A 24838-nucleotide genomic window follows, 5' to 3' on the forward strand; every position below is an offset into this window, starting at 1 on the left:
TCTTTGCGGCTGGGGTGACTCACGTGTGGTGGTTCGGACTGTTGCTTAACTCGTGAGTAACTAACGAGCAGGATCAGACTAAGGTGCGACCGGCCACCGCGTAAGAGGCAGCGCTCGGTCACTTCCCACAGAGAGCTACCGCGTGAATGCGCGGGGGCCCGCCGCGCCTTCGCACGACGGGCCCCTTTTTCACCCGGTTCACCGGGTTACGGCCGCACGTCCCGAGCTACCGAGCGGTCACTTCTTGCCCTTGGCCGACCCCGCGCTGTCATCGCTGGAGAGCACCGCGATGAAGGCCTCCTGGGGAACCTCCACGGAACCCACCATCTTCATGCGCTTCTTGCCCTCCTTCTGCTTCTCCAGCAGCTTCCGCTTACGGGAGATGTCACCGCCGTAGCACTTGGCGAGGACGTCCTTGCGGATGGCGCGGATGGTCTCGCGGGCGATCACCCGGGAGCCGATGGCGGCCTGGACGGGCACCTCGAAGCTCTGCCGCGGGATCAGCTCCCTGAGCTTGGCGACGAGCCGGACGCCGTACGCGTACGCCTGGTCCTTGTGGGTGATCGCCGAGAAGGCGTCCACCTTGTCGCCGTGCAGCAGGATGTCGACCTTGACCAGGGAGCTGCTCTGCTCACCGGTGGGCTCGTAGTCGAGGGAGGCGTAGCCGCGGGTCTTGGACTTCAACTGGTCGAAGAAGTCGAAGACGATCTCGGCGAGCGGGAGGGTGTAGCGGATCTCGACGCGGTCCTCGGAGAGGTAGTCCATGCCCAGCAGCGTGCCGCGGCGGGTCTGGCACAGTTCCATGATCGAGCCGATGAACTCGGTGGGCGCGAGGATCGTGGCCCGCACGACGGGCTCGTACACCTCGGCGAGCTTCCCCTCGGGGAACTCGCTGGGGTTGGTGACCGTGTGCTCGGTGCCGTCCTCCATCAGCACGCGGTAGACCACGTTGGGGGCGGTGGCGATCAGGTCGAGCCCGAACTCGCGCTCCAGTCGCTCGCGGATCACGTCCAGGTGGAGCAGGCCGAGGAAGCCGACGCGGAAGCCGAACCCGAGGGCGGCGGAGGTCTCCGGCTCGTAGACCAGGGCGGCGTCGTTGAGCTGGAGCTTGTCCAGCGCCTCGCGCAGCTCGGGGTAGTCGGAGCCGTCCAGCGGATACAGGCCGGAGAAGACCATCGGCTTGGGGTCCTTGTAGCCGCCCAGCGCCTCCTCGGCGCCCTTGTGCTGGCTGGTGACGGTGTCACCGACCTTGGACTGGCGGACGTCCTTCACCCCGGTGATCAGGTAGCCCACCTCGCCGACGCCGAGGCCGTCGGCCGGCAGCATCTCCGGGGAGTTGGTGCCGATCTCCAGCAGCTCGTGGGTGGCGCCGGTGGACATCATCCGGATCCGCTCGCGCTTGTTGAGCTGACCGTCGATGACACGGACGTAGGTCACGACACCGCGGTAGGAGTCGTAGACGGAATCGAAGATCATCGCGCGGGCGGGGGCGTCGGCGACGCCGACCGGGGCCGGGATCTCCTTGACCACCCGGTCGAGCAGCGCGTCGACGCCGAGGCCGGTCTTGGCGGAGACCTTCAGCACGTCGTCGGGGTCGCAGCCGACGAGGTTGGCAAGCTCCTCGGCGAACTTCTCCGGCTGCGCGGCCGGCAGGTCGATCTTGTTGAGGACCGGGATGATCGTGAGGTCGTTCTCCATCGCCAGGTAGAGGTTGGCGAGGGTCTGGGCCTCGATGCCCTGGGCCGCGTCGACGAGCAGGACGGTCCCCTCGCAGGCGGCGAGCGACCGCGAGACCTCGTAGGTGAAGTCGACGTGCCCGGGGGTGTCGATCATGTTGAGGATGTGCGTGTTGCCGGGGTCGTGGGTGGGAGCCCACGGCAGGCGCACCGCCTGGGACTTGATCGTGATGCCGCGCTCGCGCTCGATGTCCATACGGTCGAGGTACTGAGCGCGCATCTGCCGCTGCTCGACCACCCCGGTCAGCTGGAGCATCCGGTCGGCGAGCGTGGACTTGCCGTGGTCGATGTGCGCGATGATGCAGAAGTTGCGGATCAGAGCCGGGGCGGTACGGCTCGGCTCGGGCACGTTGTCAGGGGTCGCGGGCACGCAGGGTCCTGTTTCTTGAGGCGCCTTATGCCTCGGGTCGGAACGATACGTAGCTTCCATGGTCCCACGGGCGGGGACCGGCGGCCGGTTTGGGCCGTCCAGCGGGCCGCTGGTAGCCTGGGCGACTGTGTCTCATGCCCTCTACGCGCGAGGCACAACTCAAGAAATCACCGGTGCGGGACCCGTGCGGCCCCGTACCAGAACCTGAAAAGGCTCATTCGTGGCGAACATCAAGTCCCAGATCAAGCGGAACAAGACCAACGAGAAGGCCCGGCTGCGCAACAAGGCCGTCAAGTCCTCTCTGAAGACCGCGATCCGCAAGGCCCGCGAGGCCGCTGCCGCGGGTGACGTCCAGAAGGCCACCGAGCTCCAGCGCGCTGCCGCGCGTCAGCTCGACAAGGCCGTCTCGAAGGGCGTCATCCACAAGAACGCGGCCGCCAACAAGAAGTCGGCGCTGGCCACCAAGGTCACGGCCCTCAAGGGCTGAGCCCCTTCCTTGATCTGAACGGATCCTCCGTGATCCGACTTGGCCGGAAGGACTGAGGGCGGGCCCTCTCTCATCCGCCCCCGACCGGCACCCCCGGATCCGCGCGCGGCCTGCGTTCGCCACGCGGGCGCGGAACCGAACGGCGTGAACCGAAGGCCCCGCCGCACTCCCTTTCCCCAGGGAGAGCGACGGGGCCTTCGGCGTGTCGCGGAAGCGTGAAGAGCGGCCGGGACCTTCGACGTGGGGTGGCTCGGGCCGTCTCAGCCGCGTCCTCTGGAACGGGCCGCCCGGGCGATGGTGACCACGGCCTTCTCCAGGGCGTACTCGGGGTCGTCTCCGCCGCCCTTGACGCCCGCGTCGGCCTCGGCCACCGCGCGGAGGGCGACGGCCACGCCGTCCGGGGTCCAGCCGCGCATCTGCTGCCGGACGCGGTCGATCTTCCAGGGCGGCATGCCCAGTTCCCGCGCCAGGTCGGCCGGACGGCCGCCGCGCGCGGACGACAGCTTCCCGATCGCCCGCACGCCCTGGGCGAGCGCGCTGGTGATCATCACCGGTGCCACGCCGGTGGCCAGCGACCACCGCAGCGCCTCCAGCGCCTCCGCCGCCCGCCCCTCGACGGCCCGGTCGGCGACCGTGAAGCTGGACGCCTCGGCCCGCCCCGTGTAGTAGCGGCCGACGACGGCCTCGTCGATCGTCCCCTCGATGTCGGCGACCAACTGCGTCACCGCCGACGCCAGCTCCCGCAGATCACTGCCGATCGCGTCGACCAGCGCCTGACACGCCTCCGGTGTGGCCGAGCGCCCGAGTCCGCGGAACTCGCCCCGCACGAAGGCGAGCCGGTCGGCCGGCTTGGTCATCTTCGGGCAGGCCACCTCGCGCGCACCGGCCTTGCGCGCCGCGTCGAGCAGGCCCTTGCCCTTGGCGCCGCCCGCGTGCAGCAGCACCAGCGTGATCTCCTCGGCGGGCGAGCCCAGATACGCCTTGACGTCCTTGACCGTGTCGGCCGACAGGTCCTGCGCGTTGCGTACGACCACGACCTTGCGCTCGGCGAAGAGCGACGGACTGGTCAGCTCGGCGAGCGTGCCGGGCTGCAACTGGTCGGGGGTGAGGTCCCGTACGTCCGTGTCGGCGTCGGCGGCCCTGGCGGCGGCCACCACCTCCCGCACGGCACGGTCGAGCAGGAGGTCCTCCTGCCCCACGGCTAGCGTCACCGGGGCGAGAGGGTCGTCGTTCGCAGTCTTCCTGGCCATCGCGACAAGCATCCCACGGACCACTGACAACGCCCCCGGCACATGGCACCGGTCGACGCGGACCACACCGGTTCGCGCCTGGTCCCCACGGGGCTAGGGTCTTTCGTTTGGATCAGGCCGGATCAGGGAGCGGGGTCTGGTGATGGGGGCACCTCCCACGCCGTTCAGGCAGTGGGGGAGGATCGCAAGGCGGAGGAGGGCGGCAGGGCGGAGCCCTGCCAACCGACGACAACGCGGCGAGGCACGGTGCCAGGGCCCGCGAGCCCGGCCTGATCCAAACGAGAGGCCCTAGGGCTCCTCGCGCCAGCCCTCCCACTCCCCGGCGAACGCGTCCAGCTCCGCCGGATCCAGTCGTTCCGCCTCGTCCCGGAGGACGACGAGCCACTGCGCGTCCTCGGCGTCGTCCTCACCGGCCAGCGCGTCGCGGACGATCCGCGGCTCCTCGTCGACCGCGAACCGCTCCGCCAGCGCCTGCGCCGCCTCCTCCGCGGCATCGCGGTCGGGCAGCACCAGCACGTGTCTCACATCGCTCACGGGGCCATTGTCCGGCACCCCGCCGTGGCGTCGGCCGGTGGCGCCCGACGGCTGTGCCCGGCCGGCTGTCAGCTCTTGGCGACGAGCTGCACGTCGAGGGCGACCTGGATGGTCGGTCCGACCACGGCGATCCCCCGCGCCAGCATCGTCTGCCAGCTGACCGTGTAGTCGTCACGGTGCAGCTCGGTGGTGGCCCGGCAGGCCGCCCGCACCTCGCCCTCTATGCCGTTGCCGAGCCCGAGGTACTCCATGTCGAGGGTGACCGTACGCGTCACCCCGTGCAGCGACAGCGCGCCGGTGACAGCCCATCGGCTGCCGCCCCTGTGCACGCACCGCTCGCTGTAGAACTCGAGCGTCGGGAAGTTCGCCACGTCCAGGAAGTCCGCCGAGCGCAGATGGTCGTCGCGCATCCGCACGTTCGTGTCGATGGACGCCGCGTCGATCACCACGTGCATCGCGGACCGCTCCACGGGATCGGCGATCCGCACCACTCCTGCGAAGGAGTTGAACCGCCCGTGGATCCGGGCCAGCCCGATGTGCCGGGCGGTGAAGCCGATCGAGGAGTGCGTCGCCTCTATCTCCCAGTCGCCCGGCGCCGGCAGCTCCGGCGGCTGGGCGACCTGGAGGGTCACATCGCCCAACGGGGCCAGCGAGTTCTCGCTGACGAACACGGTCGCCCGGTGCGGTGTGTACCCCTCCGCGGAGATGGCGAGCCGGTACTCCCCCGCCGGCACCGTCGCCAGGAACAACCCGTAGGGATCCGTGCCGCCGCCGACCACCGTGCGCCCCATGGCGTCGCTGACGGTGAACTCGGCATGCGTCACCGGTTCGTTGACCGGATCGAGCACCCGGCAGCTCAACACCCCCGCGTCGGGCGGGGTCTGCACCGCCGCGAGCGGACTCGCCCGTTGCGTCCGGTTCGTCCGGTTTCCTAGCCAGCGGCCGAACATCTACGCCACCCCATGCATGCCTCGACATCTTCATTGCCGAAGAAGTATTCGATCACCAACAGGGCATTCCAGGCAACACGAGCCCACATCGCGAGAATCCGGCACATGTCGTGGGACTGCACACAAGGAGCATCAACTGGCCCTTCATTGACAGAAAATGAACATTTTCACCTCACTTCCCTCACAGTCGGCACACATCCACGGCGTTCAGTCCCGCGCCACACGCACCCCCGCACCCGCCCCGGTCACCGCGAGCGCCCCGTCCCGGTCCGTGCGCAGCACCACCGCGCCCAACGCGCGCAGGGCCGCGACGGTGGGAGGAGCCGGGTGCCCGTAGGTGTTGTCCGCGCCGCACGAGATCAGGGCCAGGCGCGGGGCCGCCACGCGTATCAGGTCCGGGCTCTGGTACGCCGAGCCGTGATGGGCGACCTTGAGCACGTCCACGCCCGCCAGTCGCGCGCTCATCGGCGAGTCCAACAGAGCCTGCTGGGCCGGGGGTTCGAGGTCGCCCAGGAGCAGCAGGCGCAGTCCGCCGGAGTGGACGAGCAGCGTGACGCTGGCGTCGTTGGGTCCGTCCGGGTCCGGTGCGGGGGACGGTGGCGGCCACAGCACCTCCCAGGTCAGGTCACCGGTACCGCGCTGCTCCCCGGCACCGGCGCGGGTGAGCGGGATGCCGCGGCGGGCCGCCTCCTTCCGTACGAACTCGGCCTGCTGCGCGGGTTCTTCGTACCCGGTCGTCTCGATCGCGCCCACCGCCCGTCCGCGCAGTACACCCGGCAGGCCGGCCACGTGGTCGGCGTGGAAGTGGGTCAGTACGACCAGCGGGACCCTGGTGACGCCGAGTTTGCGCAGGCAGTGGTCCACCAGCGCCGGGTCGGGTCCGGCGTCCACGACCACACCGGCATCGCGGCCCGCCGCGAGCACCGTCGCGTCACCCTGGCCCACGTCTTCCCTGTCAAGTTCTGCGTGTTGAGATCTCGGCCCTGCCGGTAGTTGCTGCGCGCTCATGCGTCGATGAGCGCCCCTTGAGGCGTCGAAGGCCAACTGGAGCGCTTCGAAGTCCCGCCTCATGCGGCTTGGGCATCCTGTCGAGTGCGATGTAGTTGGCCTCCACGAAGTCGAGAAACTTGGGAGTCTCATCCTCCAGCATGTCCCCGATGTAATTCAGGCATTCGATCGCAGATGCCCAGTTCCACGCTGGACTCCTCCCCAAGGTGTTTGCCAGCAGCTCGCATTTCGCGGCAGGGAGTGCGGAGGGTCTCGCCGAGTCGTTCGGGGGAGTTTTGCTCCTCGTGAGTTCTCGCCGGAGTCGGCACTTCTTGAGTGGGCTATTCGGTGGGCTCTAGGGGTCTCGCTTCTGAGAGCCCACGGCCCTCAGCGTCTCGACCACGGTAGTGCTTCAGTGGACGAGGGCGGCGAGACGTCCTCGGACCCGCGATGCGACAGTGCTCACAGGGATTCGATCCACTCAACGGGCTCGTCCGAAACATGCAGGCCCACCGGCAGCGGCAGACGTGAAACCGGTGTGTCGCGCAGCGGGGGTTCCGGGACGGTCGCTGCCTGGGGAATCGCGGTGGCACAAGCGGTGCAGGTGTCGGCGAGATGCCAGGTGCGGCCATGGTCAGCCCGGATCAGCACCAGCCGCAATGCGCCGGCGCACGGAATCCGACGGCGATGCCATCCGCAGGACCTCTCGCGGCACTGACATGTGCGCAGGTGGGGCGGCATCCGGGATTGAAGGACGTGGTGTGCCAGATGCCGTCGGATCTCCGTACCGCACGGGAGACCGGTCATGGGGTTCGGGCGGGAGCAGGCGCTGCACATCAGCAGAGGCCTCCCAGCTGGACTGCTGATGGTGATGGTCCAGGCGCGCGCAGGCGGGGCGGTGGCCATCGGGTCTCTCCTAGCCGTCGTCGGTTGCCGTCGGCCCTCGGCTCGGGGGCGACACCCCCGCGAGAGTAGTGCAGACCTCTGCCCTGGCGTGCACCTCCAATCCACCGCAAATAGGGCAGAGGTCTGCACTGTCAGGGCAGGGGTCTGCACCGTCCGATGGTCGGGTGACGATCTTTCCGCCGCCGGACCCCGACCCGACGGCACTCCGGCAGGCTCTCGCCCGGCTACGTGCCGATCAAGGCTGGAGCTATGACGAGCTCGCCGCCCGCAGCGGCCTGTCCCGCCGCACCCTCATCGAAGTCGAGCAGGGCCGCACGATCGGATCGCTGGGCACCTGGCACGCCCTTGCCCACGCCTTCGGCCTTCCGCTGGGCGAGCTGCTGGACCCGCTGTGCACCGGTCACGAACGGCCAGATTCCGAGCACTGATCCCTACAGCCACAGCGCCCACCCGAAGGGGGCGGAACTCTCGCTCTCATGCTCCAGATTCGAGTACCCGTTCCCCGCAGGTCACCGGCAGGAGGCAATGGGGCGGCGCGCGTAAGGGTGGTGGGCGTGTCGATTGGCAGTTTTGTTCCCGAGCCTGCCTTGACGCAGGTCTGTTCTGTGCCCGCCCCTCCAGGCGTGCCGCTGCGGCTTTCGGAGACACTGCCATGCCCCTTTCCCCCACCGACGAACAAGCCGCTGCCAGTGAGGCTTTTCGGAACGGCGATCACCTGGCCATCCAGTCCGGCGCCGGCGCCGGCAAGACCTCCACCCTGGCCTTCCTGGCCGAACAGGAAGCCGCGCGCCGCGGCCACTACTTCGCCTTCAACCGTGCCATCGCCCAGGACGCCGCAGCCCGGTTCCCCGCCTCCGTGATGTGCAAGACCGCCCACTCCCTCGCCTACGGTGCTCTGGGGTTCCGTTATCGCGGCCGGCTCAACAGTCCGCGCCGTCCTGGCTGGCAGATCGGCCAGGACCTCGGGCTGCACACCCCGGCCCGCATCGGTGGCCTGGACGTGATGCCTGCGACGCTGTCCAATACGGTGCTGCGCACGGTGACCCGCTTTTGCCAGTCCGCCGACCGCGAGCCGGACTACCAGCATGTCCCGCGGCTGCGCCGCTTCGATGACGACGCACACGACGACCTCGTCGATCTGCTGCTACCGTACGCCGTCAAAGCCTGGGCTGACCTGCAGGATCCGCACGCGGGCATGGTGCGCTTCGAGCATGACCACTACCTGAAGATGTGGGCGCTGACAGACCCCGTACTCAGCGGCGACTTCCTCCTGTTGGACGAGGCCCAGGACACCAACCCCGTCCTCGAGCACATCGTCCTGGCCCAGAAGGAGCGGCTGCAGATCGTCATGGTCGGCGACTCCGCCCAGGCCATCTACGGCTGGCGCGGCGCCCGGGATGTGATGACAGGTTTCGAGGCGCGCCACCTCACCCTCACCCGCTCCTTCCGCTTCGGCCCCGAGCTGGCCGCGGAAGCCAACCGGTGGCTCGCCCTGAGCAAGGCGCCGATCCAGCTCGCCGGATCTCCCGCGATCCCCACCACCGTCGGCCCACGACCGGGCCGCCCCGATGCCGTACTGTGCCGCACGAACATCGGAGCCGTCACCGAGATCTTGGCCCTCTTGTCGAGCGGCATCGCCACGGCGCTGGTGGGAGGGGGCGAGGCGTTGCGGGGCCTGGCTCAGGCCGCCCGCGATCTGATCCAGGGACGGCGCACCCATCACCCGGAACTCGTGCTGTTCACCAGCTGGGCAGCACTGCGGGAATACGCCGAGCACGATCCCTCCGGCAGTGACCTGCAGCCGTTCGCCAACCTCGTCGACGATCACGGCCCCGACGCCATTCTGAACGCCGTGGACCGACTCGTCAGCGAGTCCGATGCCCAGGTCACCGTCTCGACCGCGCACAAGGCAAAAGGCCGCGAATGGGCGACGGTACGTATCGCACCCGACTTCACGCCGCCCCCAGACACCGACGAACTCGACGCCGCGGGAGTGCCAGTCCCGGAACCGGTCGACGAGGCCGAAGCACGCCTGGCCTACGTCGCCGTCACCCGAGCGCGCCACCACCTCGACCCGGCCGGGCTGGCGTGGATCACCAACCACCCCGACAACCCCGGCCGGCTCCACGCCTGACACCCTGACCGGGGACAACGTCAGTCATCGGCGATGCGGTCCGGCGCGGGCGACAGCCGACCGTACTGAGCTGGAGCCAGCTCCAGCCTGCCGAACCAGATGCGGTAGGCGAACGGAAGGCTCACCAGCCCGGGGATGCAGAAAACGAGCCACACCAGCCATGCGGGCGGGAAGTAGCTGGGCAGCGGCCAGGCGTCATGGAACAGGGCTCCCATGCAGACATCCATCAGCAAGACCAGCGGAGGGCCGATCCAAGTGGCCCCGGCCGTCCACTTCACCAGACCGCCGCCCCAGTACGCGGCGACGATCACGCTGAATCCGACATGCGCCGGGAGGTAGAACCAGCCGACCCATCCATTGCCCAGTCCTCCGGAGTAGGCGACACCGACCGTGGCAGCGGTGATCGCCACCAGGTAGGCGGCGCTGACAGCGGTGAGAAGCAGCCAGACATACCGCGGCACCGTCGGCTTGGCCACGACACGCCTCGGCCGCCCATAGGGCACGGATCCGGTCGGCCCCCCGCTGTAGCGCGACGGTTCTGCGTCCTCGGCGTCGAGGCCGGTGGCGGTGTCGCTGTCTCTGTCGCCGATCAACGTGGCCGGGCTGATACCGGCGGCCAGGCAGTCCTGGGCTTGGTCCACCAGGTCGGCTGCCTGCTGATACAGAGCGGTGTCCGCGCCGGCGCCGGGCTGCGCCGCCCGAGTGCCAACCGCCTGCTGGGCTGAATGCAGCCAGTGGGCGGTGTCGTCGGTTCCCGAGCCGCTACGGGGCAACACCGAACCAGCAGGCCAAAATCGACCCACGCCTGGCTGCGGAGCCGACGACGAGTTGACCGCTCAGAGCGCCTCCGCCATACAGCACCAGCCGCCTCCATGTCACACTTCTTGTTAAAGTGACAGGAACCGAAGTACCGTAAGAAACATGCAAGTTGACGTATGGTCACCTCCGCCGGTGCTACTGACGGTCGATCTCGTGATCCTGACGCTGCGTGAGGGGAAACTGTGTGTCCTGCTCGTGGAGCGGGGTGAAGATCCTTTTCAGGGCATGCTGGCTCTGCCTGGCGGATTCCTCAATCACGCTGGTGAGGAGATCCTGGACGCCGCCCACCGTGAGTTGAGTGAGGAAACCGCCCTGGTTGCCGGGTGGATGCATCTTGAACAGTTGGCCACCTACGGGGACGCAGGCCGTGATCCACGGGGACGAGTCGTATCCGTGGCCCACTTGGCGATCGCGCCGGGACTCCCCGAACCGGTCGCGGGAACGGATGCCATGGATGCTGCGTGGGTTCCCGCAGAAGCCGTCCTGTCCGGTGAGGTGGAACTGGCCTTCGATCACCGCCGGATCGTGACGGACGGAATCGAACGCGCGCGCACCAAGCTCGAATTCTCGGCGCTGGCCACGGCATTCTGCGGAGAACTCTTCACCATAGCCGAGTTGCAGCAGGTGTACGAGGCGGTTTGGGGCACCGAACTCGACACCCGCAATTTCTACCGGAAAGTCCAGGCCATAAAGGGATTCATCATCCCCGCCGGCTCGGGACGCAGGACTACGGGAGGACGGCCAGCGCGGCTGTACCGGGCCGGGCCGAAGACGGTGTTGTCCCCACCGCTGATCCGACTGGTGCCGTCCACGACGGAAGAGGACACGAGAGAGGAAGGGGAATAGATGTCGAAAGACCTGGTGGTGATTCTCACCGCCCTCAATCTCGAATACCAAGCCGTGCGGCTGAAACTGACTGGCCCACAGGTGCACCGTCATGAGCGTGGGACGCGGTTCGAGGTGGGAACCGTGCAGGGAACTTCATGTCGTGTCGCGCTCGGTCTGACCAACAAAGGGAATCATTCCGCCGCGGTGATCGCTGAGCGCGCGATACAGGAATTTTCGCCGGTGGCCGTGTTGTTCGTCGGCGTCGCCGGTGCCCTGTGGGACACCGCCAGGCTAGGCGACGTGGTGATGGCGACACATGTGTACGCCTACCACGGCGGGACCAGCGAGGACGACGGACTCAAGGCCCGTCCCAGGGTGTGGGAGGCGGCGCACGGTATCAGCCAACTCGGCTCGCACCTGGCTCGCGTGAACGACTGGGCCGACGACACGCCCGGTCATGGGCGCGCGCCGCAGGTGCGCTTCGGCGCGATCGCCGCAGGCGAGGTCGTACAGAACTCGAAGATCTCGGCCGAGGCCCAGTGGATCCGGCAGCACTACAACGACGCGCTCGCAATCGAGATGGAGGCCGCCGGTGTGGCGCAGGCCGGTCATCTCAACGGGGCACCGGTGGCCATCATCCGGGGAATCAGCGACCGAGCGGACGGTACGAAGAGCAGCGCGAAGGACCGTAACTGGCAACCACGAGCCGCGGCGAACGCGGCGGCATTCGCCACACGGCTGGCCGTGGAACTGGTGGGAGAACAGGAGCAGATCGCAATGTCCCAGGCAGACAGGGCCCATACGGCCGACAGACTCAATAAACACGTGAGCAACACCGCCCATAACAGCACCGTTGGCATCATGGCCGGCTCAGTCAAGGAGAGCAGCGTCTACTTGAACGCGGACCCAAAGGTGACCAGTCCGGCAGACCTGGTCGCGGAACTGGACGGTTTCCGTGAGCACCTGAAGCGTCACCACGCCGAGGGCGCCCTCGACGACGACACCTACCGAGAGGCACTGGCCGAGCTGGGCTCTGCCCGCCGGGCAGCAAGGGAGAATACTCCTGAATCGCCCAAGAGGACGCTTATGGCACTCAAGAGGTTACGCGGTCTGATCGCAGAGTTTCCCGAGCTGGTGGCCAGGCTGGCACCACTGGTTGTTGCGGCGGGTGACTTGTCATGAACGACGGCAGCAGTGTCACGCACAATTCGGCTGCATACGGCTCAACCGTCGGAATCCAGGCCGAGGTCGTACACAACTCCACCGTTAACGTCCATCCGGATGCATCGCCTCAGGAAAAGTACAAGGTCGGTGTGCGGTTCCTGGAGGACGGCGTTCCCAGCCGTGCTCGCGACATGATCAGTGACGCGATCGCCCACGGACACGACAACGCGGAGGTCCGTTTCCACTGGGTGCTTGCCATGCTCAGTGCACGCGCCTACCACGACCTCAGCACCGAAGAACTCCAGCGGCTGCACCATGCTTCCGGACTCATAGAGACCTACGCCGAGGGAGAGTGGAAAGACGCTCTGCGCGTCGCTTTCGAACTGCTGGAGATGCTCAGCACCGCGGACGGCGAAACAGGACGCGTACTGGAGCAGTTGCGCGCCCTGCCACCTCGCCAGAGTGGCGTAATCCTCCGCCACCTCGACCTCGTACTCACCGGAGGGCTGAAGGACAGCCTGTGGGCCGAGTACCGCGAGCGGGCCGAGGCAGCTCGCTTCGACAACTACCGAGCCCAACGGGTCTGGGCCTATTTCGAACCCGACCCCATCGGGCCACGGGCCCTGCCGCCCCGTCCGAGCACCGCTGCTGCCGCCCAGGCAGCCCTCCGAGTCCGAGCCGGCCTGTTCGTCGCCGTCACCGCATTCCTCTGGATCTTGGCGCTGGTCGCGGATCCGGCTGCGGCAGCCATCGAGCTAGTGGTGGCGCTCGGCGCAGGCCTGACCGCCGCTCACTTCGGCCGCCGATGGTGGTACCAGGAACATCAACTGAAGGCCAAGAAGCGTGAGTCCCACATCCGGCACTGGGGCGATCCCGCCTCTACTGGAGACGGGTTCACCAACCGCGTCCGCCATTCGTTCGATCACTATTTCAGTACTCGCGTGCCCTACGGATTCGCCCCGCACGAATGGCTCGGTTATACCGTCCACATCCGCAACAGCCTCGTCGCCGAGATCGCGCTTCTCTACCGCGAGAGCCGGATCAACGTGGACCGGGTCAACTGGCTGATCCGCTATCTCGCTGAGGATGCCCGAGACCGCCACAACAAAGGCACTCTGTTCGATCACCGCCACCAGAACCAGACGCCGGCAGCGGCGAAGGTGCTGTGCGTGGCCGCCCTCATCGCTCTCGGCATCACGACTCTGGCCCTGCTCGGAGCAGTGGCCGCAGGTGCCGACGCGTCGCAGATGCTGCTGGCCATCCTGGCCCTAAGCGGTGCGGTCTGGTCCGGATGCGCGGCTGCGTCCTCGTGGCTGGAGGCCCGGGGTGAAGAGCACCGACTGGCCGAGGAAACCCAGGAATATCAAGAGCGGCTGACCGCGCGGCAAGTCGCGTACCAGAACTGGAAGTCGTTCCTGGACAGCACGCGACCCAGTGAGCTGGAAATGGAGACCTGGCTCACCTGCGACAAGACGCTGTTCGTCGACGAAGCACTCCGCCACTACCAGCTCACCTGGCGCGACCTGATCACCCACACCATCCTGATGACACCCGCACGCCCCTACAAGCGAGGGCGCGTGAAGGGCGGTCCTTGGCGATACTCGCGCTACAGCTTCCGTCTTTTCCTGGTCACACAGGATGGCATTCGTGAAATCAGTACGGAATTCGATTTCAGCGACGCAAAACGTGGGAACGAGCAGCGAAGCAACTACCGGTTCGACGCGTTGTCCTCCGTACAGGTCACGGAACGCACCCATGTCGGCTACGACCTGGAACTCGTACTCACCAACGGGCCGGCCAGGAACATTCGTGTCAAAGACGCCGACACCCATCAACTGGCGCCGGACGAAAACGCCCAGGAAATCGCCGAAATCAACCTCAATTCGGCTGGTTTCATCCACACCTTCCGCCTCCTGGAAGGAATCGCGGCGGACGGAAAGGGTTGGCTCGAACGAAACAACCCTAACAACCTGCCGTCCTTCCGTGCTGCTGACTGAGTCTTCCGGGCCTTCAGGGCGGGCAGGGGCCGGAGCCCTGCCCGCCCACTCATCAGCCCAGCCGGGACCCAAGCTTAGGAATGGCCGTGGCCGCTACAGAAGACGTCACCGAGAGCAGACTGCTGCTGGCCGAGTACGACAGCATCAAGGAGGAGCAGAAAACCCGCATAGGATTCCGTGACAACCTGCTCTACTTCACGCTCGCCGCCTCCACAGCGGTCCTGGCGATCACCGTCCAGAGCAGGCAGGCTCAACTGCTGCTCGCCGTCCCTGTGATCTGCCTGGTCCTGGGCTGGACCTACCTGGTCAACGACGAGAAGATCTCGGCGGTCGGCTGCTACATCCGCGACCAGCTGGGACCGCGGCTGGCTGAGCTCAGCGGCGCCAATGGCGCAGTGTTCGGCTGGGAGACCTACCACCGCGACGATGCGAGCCACACCACGCGCAAGCGACTACAGACCGCTGTGGATCTGTTCACGTACTTGGCCTTGCCGATGATCTGCGTGACTGCATTCTGGTGCTCTCCCGTCGTCCAGCCTTTACTCGTGATCGTCTCCCTGGCACAGACACTTGCCCTGGCCGTACTGGGCTGGCAGTTCCTGCGCTATGCGGAGCGGTAGTGCTGCTCCGCCGCCCTGAAATTCCCCGTGGATCGTGGACAGCGGATGGTTACGCTGCGGGGGCGAGGTCTTGCGTCATCAGAGTTCTGGTCTCGACCGGGGTGACGTTGAAGTCTCCCCTGCAGTCGGTCCGGAACGGATTCAGCACACATGTGGCCGGGAAACCCCGCGAACATATGAAAACTGCGGAGGGGTATTTTCCCAGGCCAGGCACCCTGCGACCGCTGTTTCCACAGGTCACAGACCTGCTCACGGGAAACTCCTAAAGCGGGTGTCGCAGGTTCGAATCCTGCCGGGACACAGCGAGAAGGGTCAGCTTAGGAGGGATTCCCTCCCATGCTGGCCCTTCGACGTTTCAGGGGTCGTGCCACAAGCGTGCCAGTACACACCAACGGGTCGGAAGCATCCGCAGCCGACCAGCCGGGGCCCAGATGAGCATGATCGCCGCGTGAATGACCGCCACTCACGAACCTCGCGGAATGCGGGAGATCCGTACGGCGGGGCGAAGTTGTTCAGCCGGTGATGGCAGCCCGGCTCAGCCTCTTGAGCACGTCCTCAGGAGACAACTGTGAGTCTCGCAACTTCTCGTATCCGGCAACGACCTCATCCGGGTTCAAGCCTGCCTCTTGCGCCTTGCTACGCAGCTCAGCGAGGTCGATGGCATCCCTAAGCGCCTGCTTCGCGGCCTCGGCGTCCTGATGCTGCAGCCGCTTGGCCGCTTCCTGCTGACCACGCCTCCACAGGTACCACCCTCCGCCGACTCCACTTGCAAATCCGCCTGCAAAGAGGGCACCAGCGGCGGCGAAGAAGAGAATGGGCATCTCCGGTCCTTTCATTGCCGCTCATAGGCTCCCATGTCCGTGCCGTCGTCGCGGGCGAATCGGAGGAAAAAGGCGAGCCGTGACTTCGATGCCAACGCAGGTTCGAATCCTGCCGGGGCACAGAGAGAAGGGCCAGCTCAAGAGGGGTTTCCTCGCGGGCTGGCCCTTCAGCGTTTCAGGGGTCGCGCTACAGACGTGCCACTATAGGCTGGGTCCTCGCCGGAGGCGTCGGAGGCCGCTCACCTATCACTCCGGATCACGGCGCCGAGCCGGTCGGCGATGGCCCGGTCTCGGTCGCTGGTCATGTGCTGGTAGATCAGCGCAGCCCGGGAGCTGCAGCCGCGGCCGGCCGTCTCAGGTGGCGGCCCCCAGAGCGCGCAGTGGGTGCGACGAAGCCCGGCTGCGGCACAGCAGCGAAGTACAGCAACACAGCAACCGACCATGGCCGACAGCCACTCTGAGGGACCGCCGGGCGCCTTCTGTAGCCCCCGTTGACCGATCTCTGCGGGCTACGGATCAGAAGAGTGGATGGGGTCGGGCATGGAGCCATCCGTCGTCCCGGGACCGTGCAGGTCCGGAGACTGCCATCCGGCCCGCCCCCTTGGCTGCCCCGACGGACGGACGTGCTACATCCGTGCCAGATCGGGCGGGGAACAGCGGGGAATCCCGGGAACTGAGACAGCGGCCAGTCGGACGCCGACAACACTCCGCCGCAGGTCCACACGGCAATCGGCGCTAGATCACCTGAGCTTCCCAAGCTGAGGGCTCAGGCGCTGTCGTCACGGGCCGACCGACACGGCTTGCTCTGGTCGACGACACCGACGGCGTGGCTGAGGCTCGTGGGGGCGGAGCGAGGCATACGCGTGCGTGGTCGGTCGGCGCACCCGTCCTCGTGGCTGACTGTCGTCGGCTGAGGTTCAGACGGGGCGTGCCGAACGTCCCGGCCACCAGCTGATCGGGCCGAAGCTGGGCCGTCTCTGGGCCGTCCGAGGTTGCTCAACAGCGGCCAATGACGACCAACGCCGACCGCCAGGCGCACGATCCCGTCTCCCCTAACCAGGAAAAACCCAGCTCACCAAGATCCCCGGCAAGACCCAGGGCAAGAAGAAGTAGTCTTCGTGCTCTCAGTGATCTTCGTTCAGCGACGTACACCCGACGTGCCCGCCCTGGTGTGACCATACGAAAGCCGATCCCCTGGAGAAACCGTTCGCCTTCCCTCGCTTCCCATAGGCCTCGGGCCGCCTGGCTCTTCGGGTGACGTCGCTAGGCTTGTCCCAGCACGACGCCACCCGATACCGGAGGACTCCAAGTGACGCCGACCGCTGCGAAGCCCGGTCCTCCCTCACGGCGTGAACGCTGGTTCCAGCCTCGTCGGTCGGGTTTCCGGTGGGAGCAGGAGGGCTTGGAGCACGTGCGGCAGCTGATGCCGAACGCCGAGCCGTACCGAGCCTGGGCCACATTCCGGTTCACCGGCGTCACAGGGCGAGTCAACGAGTGCGATCTGCTCATCGCTGTGCCCGGGGGCGTCTATCTACTGGAGCTAAAGGGGCATCCGGGCCGGGTGGTGAACCGCGGGGACACCTGGCAGTTCCACGACGACCGGGTGCGGACGCTGCGCAACCCGCTGCACCTTACCGATCTCAAGGCCAAGGAGCTGAAGGCCCAGCTAGAGCGTGCTGCGCGGGCGACGGGTATCCCCGAAGCGAAGATCCCCTTCATCAAGCCGGCGGTCTTCCTGCACGATCCCGACCTGGTGAGCGAGCTGGACGAGTTCCAGCGCACGTCGGTCTACGGGCGCGACGGGGGCACGAGCGGTCTGCCGGGCATCTGGGACGGCCTGCTCGGGCTGCCCCCGGAACGGGAGGGCCAACGCGTCACCCCGCAGGACAGCCAGCGGCTCGAGATGCTAATGAAGCGCATCGGCATCAGCCACTCCACCGCCCACCTGCGCTTCGGGGACGACTGGCTGCTCGCCCCGCGTGCCCTAGACGCTGGCCCCGGCTGGGAGGATCGGCTCGCCGTACGCGACGACGGCCTGGTCAAGGAGAACGGCAGGGTCCGGATCTATCTGTCGGGTCAGGCCGCGTCGGCGGAGCAGCGTGCCCGGGTGGACCGGGCCGCTCTGCGCGAGTACCAGGTGCTCCAGGGCATCAACCACCGCGGCATCGTGCAGGCCGTGCAGATCCGCGAGCACCAGGGCGGCCCGGCGATCCTGTTCCGGCACGAGGAGTCGGATCTGCGGCTCGACGCGTACCTCGACGCGTACGGGGGCCGGCTCACGCCGACCGTGCGGCTGGACCTGGTGCGCCAGCTCGCCGAGGCCGTCCGGTACGCCCACAACCGTTCGCTGTACCACCGGGCCCTGTCGGCGCGTTCGGTGTACGTGTCCGCGTGCGAGGACGGCACGGAACCGGTGCTGCGGATCGCCGACTGGCAGACCGCCGCACGGGACTTCGACACCACCTCGCACCTCACGCTCGGACAGACCCCGCTGGATTCCGGTCTGGTCGCCGACATCGCCCAGGTGTACCTCGCGCCGGAGACCACCAGGGAGCTCGCGGACCCGGTCGACCTCGACCTCTTCGGCATCGGCGCCCTCTCCTATCTGCTGCTCACCGGCAAGCCGCCCGCCGACGCCCGGGGCGCCCTGGTGGATCGGCTCGCCACGGAGGGCGGTCTCCACCCGTACGCCGCCTCCGACAGCGTCTCCGCGGCACTGGACGACCTCGTCTTCCGGGCCACCGCCTCCGACGTGCAGAGCCGGCTGTCGTCGGCCGAGGAGTTCCTGCGGCTGCTCGACGCCGCGGAGGCCGACGCCGTCGCGGGCGGACGGGGCGCCGTCGAGGTGGAGGACCCCCTCACGGCCAAGGCCGGACGCCGCCTCGACGCGGAGTGGGAGGTGGTGCGGGTCCTGGGCACCGGTGCGACCGCCCGGGCCCTGCTGGTGCGCCGCCTGGAGGAAGGGGTGCCGGATCCGGCGTCCCTGCGGGTCTTCAAGGTGGCGCTCGACCGGGAGAAGGACGCGCGGCTGTACGCGGAGGCGAAGGCCCTGCGCGAGGTGGGCGGCAACCGCATCGTCAAGCTGCTCGCCGCCCCCCGGGAAGTGGGCGGACACACCGTCCTGGAGATCGAGTACGCGGGCGGTTTCCGCCCGGCCGACGACCGGGAGCCGGTCAGTCTCGGGTCCCGGCTGCGCAGCGAGGGCCGGCTCGGTTACGCCCAGTTGGAGCGCTTCGGCAACGACCTGTTCGAGGCCCTGGATAGTCTCGCCGCCCGCGGGGTGCGCCACCGTGACATCAAGCCGGACAACCTGGGCCTGTTCAAACGGAACGACGGCTCCTGGCAGCTGATGCTGTTCGACTTCTCCCTGGCCGACGCCCCCGACCAGGATCTCCACGCCGGCACCCGCGGCTACCTCGACCCCTTCCTGGGCGGTAGCCGCCGCGCCCGCTTCGACGATCACGCGGAGTGGTACGCGGCCGCGGTCACCCTGCACGAGATGGCGTCGGGCGAGCGTCCGGTGTGGGGCGATGGCCAGGGCGATCCGCTGACCGTTCCGAAGGCCGAGCTCTACGTGGCGCGCGAACTGTTCGAGCCGGCGCTGGCGGACGGTCTGACCGACTTCTTCGAGCGGGCCCTCCACCGCGACGTGGAGAAGCGCCACGACAGTCTCCGCCAGATGCAGGAGGCCTGGCGCAGGGTCTTCCGCCGGGCGGACTCCACGCGCCCGCCGACCACGCCCGCGACGGTCGACGCGCAGGCGGCGGACGTCGAGGACGCACGCGAACAGGCCGCCGCCGCCGCGGACCTGACGACCCCGCTGGACGCAGCGGGGCTGTCGCCGCGCGCCGTGTCGGTGGCGGCGGGCCTCGGAGCAGTCACCGTGGGCCAGCTCCTGGACGTCCCCCCACACTCGATCTCCCGTGCCCGGGGCGCCGGCAACGTCATCCGCAAGGAACTCAACCGGCGCCACCGCCAGTGGACCCACGATCTCCGGAGACGGGTCACGCTGAAGCAGCCCGTGCAGGTGCCGGCCGACACCCCGGGCGACATCCTGGAGTCGGTCGAGATCCTCGCGGCCCGGCTGGTTCCGGTCGAAGGCGGTGCCCGCACCCGCCCCCGGCGGGACATCGTCCTGGCGACGCTGGGGCTCCCGGGCGTGGAGACGGCCGAGGCGCTGCCCCCGTGGCCCTCGCAGTCCGCGATCGCCCGCGCCCTCGACGTGAGCCAGCCGACCGTCTCGGGGAACCTGGGCGCGGCGATCGAGCAATGGTCCGCCTTCGCGTGGCTGAAGGACATCCGGGACGAGCTGGTCACCATACTGTCCGAGCAGGGCAGGGCGATGACGGCGCAGGAACTGGCCACCGAGCTGCGCGTGCGGCACGCCCCGGACGACGAGGACGACAGGGAGGACCGGGCCGATCTCCAGGCGCAGGCCCTGGCCGTGGTGCGGGCGGCCGCGGAGGTAGAAGACCGCCGCGACGACGACGCCCTCGGTGAGGGCGGCGAGGAGGGCGCCTCCCGGTTCGCCGTGATGCGCCGCGGCAGCGCAGTGCTGCTGGCCCTGGTGGACCTTCCGGGCAGCAACGATCCCACCCCGGTGGAGCTCGCCGAGTACGCGGCCCTGCTCGGCCGGGCCGCCGAGGACCTAGCGGCCCGCGATCCCCTGCCCGGCGGCGGCACCGTCCTGCGGGAGCTGCGCGCCGTCCCCGCTCCGGAGGGCATGGCCCCGCTGGCCGACACCCGCCTGCTGACCCTGGCCGCCGCCCTAGCGGGCGGTACCGGTGTGACTCCGCGCTTCGAGCTTTTCCCGCTGGACCTGGGGCTCGACCGGGCGCTGCGGATCTCGCAGGCGGCCGCCGGGGTGCGGTCCGGTACGGGGATCGACGCGGACGCTCTGCTGACCCGGGTGAAGGCCCGTTTTCCGGGCCTCACGGCGCTCGCCGACATCACCTACGTCGAGCTGGAGGAGGCGCTGGCCCAGGCCGGCTTCCCGCTGGTGTACGAGTGGGAGACCGGGCGCTTCTTCCCGCCGTCGCGGGACGCCGAGCACAGCCGTCCGGCGTTCAGCGGGTCCGTGGTGACCAGCACCAGTGCCTGGTACGACGCCGCGCAGAGCCAGTTGGCGGAGGGACGTGACCCGCGCCGTCTGGCGGAGCTGCGACTCAGGGAGACGCTGCGTCGGGGCGGTTTCCTCGCCCTGACCGTCAAGGGCTTGTACCTGCCCGACACGGCACACCGTCTGGCCGCCCGGTTCGGCGTGCTGCCGGTCGACGTCGACGAGCTCTTCCTGACGGCCCTGCGGGAGCTGGCGGAGGAACAGCAGGTGAGGTGGGGGGCCCTGCTGAAGGCGGACGCCAAGTTCACCTCCACCGGCAGAATCGGGGCCGCCCTGGCGTCCTACACCAGGCTGGCCGCCGAGCGCGTCGCCGACCGCTGCACGGCCCTCGCCGCTAAGGCGGGCCCTCGTACGGTGCTCCTCGCGCACCGGGCCTCCCTCGCGGCCCGCTACTGGGAGGCCGGGGGCCGCGAACTGCTGGTCTCCCTCCAGGAGGCGGCCCGCCGTTCGGCCGCTGTGCCGCACGGTCTGTGGCTGCTGGTACCCATGGACGACCCGAAGGCCACTCCGGCACTGGACGGCCGTCCGGTGGACGTGGTGGACCGGGTGAGCGAGTGGGAGGTGCTGGAGGGGCAGTTCCTGCGGGAGCTTCCCGCGCTGCCGGAGGCGAGCTAACAAGTGACGCGCCGTCAGCCGAGTCCCAACGGGAGCGAATTCACCTCTTCGGAGCAGTCGTGCGGCTTATGATCGGCTCGTGCCGGACGACAAGACCACGGGCGCCGCGTTAGGCGACGAGCCGAAGACATCCACGACGGACTACGCCTGTGCCGGGGAACGCCACTTCGCCGACGGCTCCCATCTTTACGGGCGCGGTCGTCTGTTGAACGCGGACCACCTCTTCGGCCTTGCCGTGGAGTGTTTGATGAAGAGTCTGCTCGAGCGGTTCGCCGGGGCGTCGGGGGTGTCCCGCAAGGACAAGGGCGGAAACCAGAGTGACCGGCTCTGGTGGAAGGACCCGGACACCAACAAGAGCCACCCGGTGAGTCACATAAACAAGATGCGCCATCTGCTGCCCCTGCTCCTCGACGGACGCCCCGGCCCTGCTCTCACCGAGGCCCTGACCCGGGTGACGGCCGATTACGAGCAGTGGCTCGTCGATGACCGTTACACCGACGGAACTCACCTGGACGAGCCCTTGCTGATCCGCCGTCAGGAGGCGGCGGTCCTCACCCACGACCTGCATCTGCACGTCCAGCTCACCGGAAAGCTGCCATGACCTTCTACGAGTCCCCGGTCCGCTTCGACGAGGCACGCCCTGCCGCCTTCGCCATCGCCCGCGAGGTCGCCGAGGAGGGCTTCGACGTCCTCCTGGTGCGGGATGTTCTGGGCCGGTTCTCCGTCGTGGTGGACGACGACGGAGGGGAAGGAGCGAGCGAACAGGCCGACCGCTGGCGGGAGTCGCTCATCGCCCGGCTGGGCCGGTACTGCGGAGAGCGCCCCCTCACGCTGACGTCGGTCACGCGCCTGCCAAGAAGCCTGACGGCCTCACCGCGCGTGCTGGAGGTCGCGGCCGCCACGCCCACCACGGGCTCGGTCCGGTTTCTCGACAACACGGTCGTCGGCGAGGACTGGTCCCATGTCACCGACTTCTCCGCCGCGGGGGCCGAGGTGCCCCGGACCCGCCGCACCGCCCTGTACGGGTTCAAGGGCGGTGTGGGCCGCACGACGGCGACCGCCGTGCTCGCCCGCCGGATCGCCGACGAGGGCAACATCGTGCTCGTCGTCGACCTCGATCTGGAGTCGCCGGGCGTCGGTCCGCTCCTGCTCGCGGGCGGGAACCTGTCCCGGTACGGCGTCATCGACCATCTGGTGGAGTCGGCGCTTGGCAACGCCGACGGTCTGGAGATCGTGACGCGTTCCGGGTACACCCCGCGCAATCAGGGTGAACTGTGGATCGCCCCGGCGCGCGGGGCGGGTACCGAGGACGTCCCCTACGGCTTCGTGGACAAGCTCAACCGGGTGTACGCCGACGCCGAGGGGGGCCGCTTCGCCGACCGGCTGGCCGCCACCGTCCAGGCCTGCGAGCGGGCCGTGGAACGCAGCGACAGCGGGCGCCTGCCCGACGTGGTGTTGCTCGACAGCCGGGCGGGCATCCACGACGTGGCCGCCGTCACCATCTCGCACCTGTGCGACTACGCGCTGCTGTTCGGCGCCGACAGCGACCAGACGTGGGAGGGCTACCGGGACCTGTTCGAGGCCTGGGCCGCGTCCGGGCAAGCCCCGGCCATCCGGAGGAAGCTTCGCATGGTGGCGTCGATGGTGCCGGACTCGGCGCACTATTCGAGGGAGGTCCACCTCGCCTCCCTCCGCAGGAACGCTCACGCGGTCTTCAGCGTCCTCTACGAGTCCCTCGCCCCGGGCGAGATCGCCAGCGCCTCGGACGGCGTTCCCGACGTGACGGACGACTCCGCGCCGCATTACGCGATCCCCATCCTGTTCGAGCCGGGCCTGATCGGCATGAACGTGCCCAACTCCCCGGACTGGCAGGACCGCCCCTTCGTCCAGGCCGCGTACCGTGACTTCCTGGACACGGCGATCCCGCTGATCATGGCGGGGCCGCCAGGGCAGCCCGACGCCGAGTCTGACGCATCCGCCGAGAGCACCGAGTCCGAGGAAGAGCGCCGATGAGCGAGCCGCTGACCCCCGGCGAGTACCGCGACCTGCTGTCGCGCGCGCTGGAAGGCACCGTGGACGCGGACACCCGGCCGCCCACCGCGCACACGCTGTACATGCTGGACGCGCACCGGACCGCGCTGTACGTGGACCAGACCGTGGTGCAGGGCGACCGGGGGGTCGGCAAGACGTTCTGGGCGCGATCCCTGCTCGATCCCGGGCTGCGCGAGGCGGCGGCGGCGGAGTACCGCATCTCGCGGCTGTTGAAGTTGCACGTCACCCCCGGGTTCGGGATGGACATCGGGTCACCGCACTACCCGGGACCCCTGGTGCTGCCCTCGCTCCTCACGGGCGGCGCGCTTCCCGAGGAGATCTGGTACGCCGTCCTCCTCAGCGCGCTGGAGCAGCCCTGGCCGCAGGGGACCGCCGGCTGGGCCGAGCGGGTCGCCTGGCTGCGGACGCATCGCGACGTGGCGGAGGCCGCCATCGCGCAGGCCGACGTCAGGGCTGCCGCCGAGGACATGGTGCACCTGCTGGTCTTCGACGGCCTGGAGCACCTGCACACCGACTGGGAGACCCGCAACCGGATGATCGCCGAGCTGCTCCGCACGGCGATGCGGATGCGCTTCGGCACCCGCAACATCCGCCTGAAGGTGTTCCTGCGCCCCGACATGTTCGAGGCGGCCAAGCAGCTCTTCCCCGACGCGTCGAAGCTGTCGGGAAACGCGGCACGCCTGCTGTGGTCCCAGACCGACCTGTACGGCCTGCTCTTCCACCATCTGGGCAACGAGGACGACGAGGCGGCGGAGCGGTTCCGCCGCTTCACCGGCGGCTGGACGCCGTCCGACACGGGCGCCCTCACGCGGTACGCGCCCCCGCCCGCCCTACGCAACGACGAGAAGGAGCAGCGGCTGCTGTTCGAGCGGATCGCCGATCCCTTCATGGGCACCAACGTCCGTCAGGGCCGCCCCTACACCTGGCTGCCGAACCACCTCATGGACAGCAACGACCGGATCAGCCCGCGCAGCTTCCTCAAGGCCGTCGCCGAGGCCGCCGAGACGACCCACCGCACCCGGCCCTCGCACACCCGCGCCCTGCACCACGACGCGATCCGGAGCGGAGTGCGTGAGGCGTCTACGGTCCGCGTCGACCAGATCGTCGAGGACACACCCTGGGTGCGGCTGGCGATAGAGCCTCTCAAGGGCTGCCAGGTCCCGATCGCCCAAGGGAAGATCATCAACATCTGGAAGGAGCGCGACCTGCCGTCGCTCCTGCGCGAGGACTCGGCCCGCTACGCCCAGGCCGACCGCCCCGAACTGGTCCACACCGGTCCGCGCCATCCCGACGACCTGCCCCGGCTCGTCCAGGAGCTGATCGACCTCGGCGTGCTGCGCCGCCGTGACCAGAACGTCGACGACTTCTCGCTCCTGGACCTGCCCGACATCTACCGCCTCGCCTTCGGGCTCGGCCGCCTCGGCGGGATTCCGCTGGCCGGACGGTAGA

The 24838-nt window shown here is 68.5% G+C and carries 18 protein-coding genes and 1 pseudogene; 11 read left to right on the forward strand and 8 right to left on the reverse strand.

Going from position 1 to position 24838, the window contains the following annotated elements:
* Positions 1–237: 237 nt before the first annotated feature.
* Positions 238–2106: a translation elongation factor 4 gene (gene lepA / locus ACIQFZ_RS04215; protein ID WP_365422261.1), complete on the reverse strand. Its 1869-nt coding sequence runs from the start codon at positions 2104–2106 to the stop codon at positions 238–240.
* A 220-nt stretch (positions 2107–2326) separates the two neighbouring features.
* Between lepA and rpsT the strand changes: the two genes are divergently transcribed.
* Positions 2327–2593, forward strand: coding sequence for a 30S ribosomal protein S20 (gene rpsT / locus ACIQFZ_RS04220; protein WP_141361020.1), 267 nt, complete (start codon positions 2327–2329; stop codon positions 2591–2593).
* A gap of 260 nt (positions 2594–2853) precedes the next feature.
* Here the strand turns inward: rpsT and holA are convergent, their stop codons facing one another.
* The 5 genes and pseudogenes from holA to ACIQFZ_RS04245 form a co-directional block, all read right to left on the reverse strand.
* On the reverse strand, positions 2854–3843 hold the full coding sequence (holA, locus tag ACIQFZ_RS04225; RefSeq protein WP_365422265.1) for a DNA polymerase III subunit delta: 990 nt from the start codon (positions 3841–3843) through the stop codon (positions 2854–2856).
* A gap of 288 nt (positions 3844–4131) precedes the next feature.
* Positions 4132–4377, reverse strand: a complete 246-nt coding sequence (locus ACIQFZ_RS04230) for a hypothetical protein (protein WP_365422268.1) — start codon at positions 4375–4377, stop codon at positions 4132–4134.
* Between the two features lie 68 nt (positions 4378–4445).
* Positions 4446–5327 carry a YceI family protein gene (locus ACIQFZ_RS04235; protein ID WP_365422270.1) on the reverse strand — a complete coding sequence of 294 codons (882 nt, stop codon included), beginning with the start codon at positions 5325–5327 and terminating at the stop codon, positions 4446–4448.
* A 207-nt stretch (positions 5328–5534) separates the two neighbouring features.
* Positions 5535–6275: pseudogene (locus tag ACIQFZ_RS04240) on the reverse strand (ComEC/Rec2 family competence protein); the annotation flags it as partial.
* 501 nt (positions 6276–6776) lie between these two features.
* Positions 6777–6974, reverse strand: a complete 198-nt coding sequence (locus tag ACIQFZ_RS04245; RefSeq protein WP_402690560.1) for a hypothetical protein — start codon at positions 6972–6974, stop codon at positions 6777–6779.
* A gap of 410 nt (positions 6975–7384) precedes the next feature.
* On the opposite strand from ACIQFZ_RS04245, the gene ACIQFZ_RS04250 reads away from it, so the two are divergent.
* Complete coding sequence (locus ACIQFZ_RS04250) at positions 7385–7648, forward strand: helix-turn-helix transcriptional regulator (protein ID WP_402690561.1); 264 nt, start codon at positions 7385–7387, stop codon at positions 7646–7648.
* Between the two features lie 224 nt (positions 7649–7872).
* On the forward strand, positions 7873–9354 hold the full coding sequence (locus tag ACIQFZ_RS04255; protein WP_402690562.1) for a UvrD-helicase domain-containing protein: 1482 nt from the start codon (positions 7873–7875) through the stop codon (positions 9352–9354).
* Positions 9355–9374: 20 nt separating this feature from the next.
* On the opposite strand, the gene ACIQFZ_RS04260 is transcribed toward ACIQFZ_RS04255, so the two are convergent.
* Positions 9375–10130, reverse strand: coding sequence for a hypothetical protein (locus tag ACIQFZ_RS04260; RefSeq protein ID WP_402690563.1), 756 nt, complete (start codon positions 10128–10130; stop codon positions 9375–9377).
* Between the two features lie 145 nt (positions 10131–10275).
* Here ACIQFZ_RS04260 and ACIQFZ_RS04265 point away from each other — a divergent pair, with 145 nt between their 5' ends.
* From ACIQFZ_RS04265 to ACIQFZ_RS04280, 4 genes are all read left to right on the forward strand, one after another.
* Positions 10276–11019 carry an NrtR DNA-binding winged helix domain-containing protein gene (locus ACIQFZ_RS04265; protein ID WP_402690564.1) on the forward strand — a complete coding sequence of 248 codons (744 nt, stop codon included), beginning with the start codon at positions 10276–10278 and terminating at the stop codon, positions 11017–11019.
* Complete coding sequence (locus tag ACIQFZ_RS04270; protein ID WP_402690565.1) at positions 11020–12183, forward strand: purine phosphorylase; 1164 nt, start codon at positions 11020–11022, stop codon at positions 12181–12183.
* The gene (locus ACIQFZ_RS04275) at positions 12180–14162 is read left to right on the forward strand and encodes a hypothetical protein (RefSeq protein ID WP_402690566.1); all 1983 of its coding nucleotides are present in this window, start codon (positions 12180–12182) and stop codon (positions 14160–14162) included. The genes ACIQFZ_RS04270 and ACIQFZ_RS04275 overlap by 4 nt, the downstream gene beginning before the upstream one ends.
* 80 nt (positions 14163–14242) lie before the next feature.
* Positions 14243–14782, forward strand: coding sequence for a hypothetical protein (locus ACIQFZ_RS04280; protein WP_402690567.1), 540 nt, complete (start codon positions 14243–14245; stop codon positions 14780–14782).
* Between the two features lie 512 nt (positions 14783–15294).
* Here the strand turns inward: ACIQFZ_RS04280 and ACIQFZ_RS04285 are convergent.
* Entirely contained in the window at positions 15295–15603 is a 309-nt protein-coding gene (locus ACIQFZ_RS04285) for a hypothetical protein (RefSeq protein ID WP_402690568.1), read from the reverse strand.
* 1309 nt (positions 15604–16912) lie between these two features.
* On the opposite strand from ACIQFZ_RS04285, the gene pglW reads away from it, so the two are divergent.
* The 4 genes from pglW (at position 16913) to ACIQFZ_RS04305 (ending at position 24837) form a co-directional block, all read left to right on the forward strand.
* The gene (gene pglW / locus ACIQFZ_RS04290) at positions 16913–21337 is read left to right on the forward strand and encodes a BREX system serine/threonine kinase PglW (RefSeq protein WP_402690569.1); all 4425 of its coding nucleotides are present in this window, start codon (positions 16913–16915) and stop codon (positions 21335–21337) included.
* Between the two features lie 79 nt (positions 21338–21416).
* Positions 21417–21938, forward strand: a complete 522-nt coding sequence (locus tag ACIQFZ_RS04295) for a hypothetical protein (RefSeq protein ID WP_402690570.1) — start codon at positions 21417–21419, stop codon at positions 21936–21938.
* Positions 21935–23350 carry a KGGVGR-motif variant AAA ATPase gene (locus ACIQFZ_RS04300; RefSeq protein WP_402690571.1) on the forward strand — a complete coding sequence of 472 codons (1416 nt, stop codon included), beginning with the start codon at positions 21935–21937 and terminating at the stop codon, positions 23348–23350. Before ACIQFZ_RS04295 ends, ACIQFZ_RS04300 begins: the two co-directional genes overlap by 4 nt.
* On the forward strand, positions 23347–24837 hold the full coding sequence (locus ACIQFZ_RS04305) for a hypothetical protein (RefSeq protein WP_402690572.1): 1491 nt from the start codon (positions 23347–23349) through the stop codon (positions 24835–24837). The genes ACIQFZ_RS04300 and ACIQFZ_RS04305 overlap by 4 nt, the downstream gene beginning before the upstream one ends.
* Position 24838: the final 1 nt, after the last annotated feature.

Origin of the sequence: Streptomyces sp. NPDC093064 (genome assembly GCF_044754605.1) — a bacterium.
Taxonomy (GTDB): domain Bacteria; phylum Actinomycetota; class Actinomycetes; order Streptomycetales; family Streptomycetaceae; genus Streptomyces.